The sequence below is a fragment of the Streptomyces cahuitamycinicus genome (assembly GCF_002891435.1).
GTDB lineage: Bacteria > Actinomycetota > Actinomycetes > Streptomycetales > Streptomycetaceae > Streptomyces > Streptomyces cahuitamycinicus.
The window spans coordinates 1-2624 of sequence record NZ_POUC01000704.1 but is presented as its reverse complement, the minus strand read 5'-3'; the positions used below and the strand labels follow the sequence as shown (position 1 = coordinate 2624).

The window sequence follows — 2624 nt, the reverse complement described above, 5'->3', positions numbered from 1 at the left end:
CCCTCCGCGGCCCAGGCGGCCAGCTCCCCCAGTCCGCCCCGCCGCACCTCCTCGTACGTCTTGGTCAGCTCCCGGCACACCGCGGCCCGTCGCCCGGCCCCGAACACCTCGGCCATGGCCGACAGCGTGTCGTCGAGCCGGTGGGGAGCCTCGAAGTAGACGAGCGTCCGCCGCTCTCCGGCGACCTCCCGCAGCCGGCCCAGGCGCTCTCCCGCCTTGCGCGGCAGGAACCCCTCGAAGCAGAACCGGTCGACCGGCAGTCCGGACAGTGCGAGCGCGGTGAGCACCGCGGACGGCCCGGGCACGGCGGTGACCCGCACGTCCCGCTCGACCGCGGCGGCGACCAGCCGGTACCCCGGGTCGGACACGGACGGCATGCCCGCGTCGGTCACCAGCAGCACCCGCGACCCGCCCACCAGTTCCTCGACCAGCTCCGGCGTCCGGGCGGACTCGTTGCCCTCGAAGTACGACACCACCCGCCCCTTGGGCGTGACGCCGAGCGCCTGGGTCAGCCGGCGCAGCCGCCGCGTGTCCTCGGCGGCGATCACATCGGCTCCGGCCAGTTCCTCGGCGAGCCGGGGCGGGGCGTCCGCGGTGTCGCCGATGGGGGTGCCTGCGAGTACGAGGGTTCCGATCACGCTCCCATCCTCCCAGGGGCGGCGGACGCGGACTCCTCCCAGGGGCGGAGCATGCGGACGCATACCGGCCATGCACGGGACTCACACAGAACGGTTCCCTACGATGGCGCGGTGACCAGTACCGCGTCCTCCACGGACACCCGGCAGGGCCAGGCGCCGCTCGACCAGCGGCCGTCCTGGCAGCAGCGGCTGCGCCGCTTCGGCTACCAGGGGCAGCCCAGAAGCGACGCCCGCGACGTCCGTGACCGCCTGGTGCCGCCGTACACCGAGCCCTCCCCGCGTCTGTGGGCGGCGCTCGGCGTCCCGCACCCGCTCGCGGGCCGGCTGGTGCGCTGGTCGGGCTGGATCGGCCCGCTGCTCGTCACGCTGCTGGCGGGGGTGCTGCGGTTCTGGAACCTGGGCAACCCCAGGGCGGTGATATTCGACGAGACGTACTACGCCAAGGACGCGTGGGCGCTGGTCCACCGCGGGTTCGAACTCAACTGGGACAAGAACGCCAACGACCTGGTCCTGTCGTCGGGCGGGAACGTCACGCTCCCCGCGGACGCCGCGTATGTCGTGCACCCGCCGGTCGGCAAGTACGTCATCGGGCTCGGCGAGTTGATGTTCGGGTTCGACCCCTTCGGCTGGCGTTTCATGACGGCGGTGCTCGGCACGCTGTCCGTGCTGCTGCTGTGCCGGATCGGCCGCCGCCTGTTCCGCTCCACGTTCCTGGGGTGTCTGGCGGGCGCGCTGATGGCGGTGGACGGCCTGCACTTCGTGATGAGCCGCACGGCGCTGCTGGACGGCGTGCTGATGTTCTTCGTGCTGGCCGCGTTCGGCTGTCTGCTGGTCGACCGCGACAGGGCCCGTGCGAGACTCGCCGCCGCGCTGCCGCTGGACGAGGACGGCCGGGCCCGGCCCGACCGGCACACGGCGGAGACGGCCCGCCTGGGATGGCGCCCCTGGCGCTGGGCGGCGGGCCTGATGCTGGGCCTGGCCATCGGCACGAAGTGGAACGGCCTCTACATCCTGGCCGCGTTCTGCCTGATGGCGGTGTTGTGGGACGTCGGCTCGCGGCGTGTCGCCGGCGCCCGGCACCCGTACACGGCTGTCCTCAAACGCGACACGGGCCTGGCGTTCCTCGCCACGGTCCCGGTGGCCCTGGTCACCTACGTCCTGTCCTGGACCGGCTGGATCCTCTCCGCGACCGACGGCTCCGGCGGCTACTACCGCAACTGGGCCGCGACCGGCGGCAAGGGCGGCAGCTGGGCGTTCCTGCCCGACTGGCTGCGCAGCCTGTGGCACTACGAACACCAGGTGTACGAGTTCCATGTCGGCCTGTCCTCACCGCACACGTACCAGTCCAACCCGTGGAGCTGGCTCGTCCTCGGCCGCCCGGTGTCGTACTTCTACGAGTCCCCGGCGCCCGGCAAGGACGGCTGCCCGGCCGACGCCGGCGAGAAGTGCGCCCGCGAGGTGCTAGCCCTCGGCACGCCGCTGCTGTGGTGGGTCGCCTGTTTCGCGGTCCTCTACGTGCTGTGGCGCTGGTTCTTCCGCCGTGACTGGCGCGCGGGTGCCATCGCCTGCGGCATCGCGGCCGGCTACCTGCCCTGGTTCATGTACCAGGAGCGCACGATCTTCTTCTTCTACGCCGTCGTCTTCCTGCCGTTCCTGTGCCTGGCGGTGGCGATGCTCCTCGGCGCGATCATCGGCCCGCCCCGCTCCAGCGACACCCGCCGCGTCGCGGGCGCCACGGCCGCGGGCGTCCTGGTCCTCCTGATCACCTGGAACTTCATCTACTTCTGGCCGCTGTACACCGGCACCGCCATCCCGATCGACGACTGGCGGGCGCGGATGTGGCTGGATACGTGGGTCTGATCTGTGTTCGGTCAAAAATCGAAACTCATGTCCCGGCAGTAAGCGGTTACGCATAGAGTGCCCCCGGGATCGAGCTTTCTGAACGCGTTCAAAGGGGCGCGTGGGGCTCAACGGGGAGGGCCGGCC

General features: G+C 71.6%; 2 protein-coding genes. One reads left to right on the top strand and one right to left on the bottom strand.

The window, feature by feature from the left end; translation table 11 throughout:
- On the bottom strand, positions 1 to 638 hold a 638-nt coding region (gene rsmI, locus C1J00_RS41860), incomplete at its 3' end, for a 16S rRNA (cytidine(1402)-2'-O)-methyltransferase (protein ID WP_102914041.1).
- 111 nt (positions 639 to 749) lie between these two features.
- Between rsmI and C1J00_RS41855 the strand changes: the two genes are divergently transcribed.
- Entirely contained in the window at positions 750 to 2498 is a 1749-nt protein-coding gene (locus C1J00_RS41855) for a dolichyl-phosphate-mannose--protein mannosyltransferase (protein ID WP_180989894.1), read from the top strand.
- The last annotated feature ends 126 nt before the right edge of the window (positions 2499 to 2624 follow it).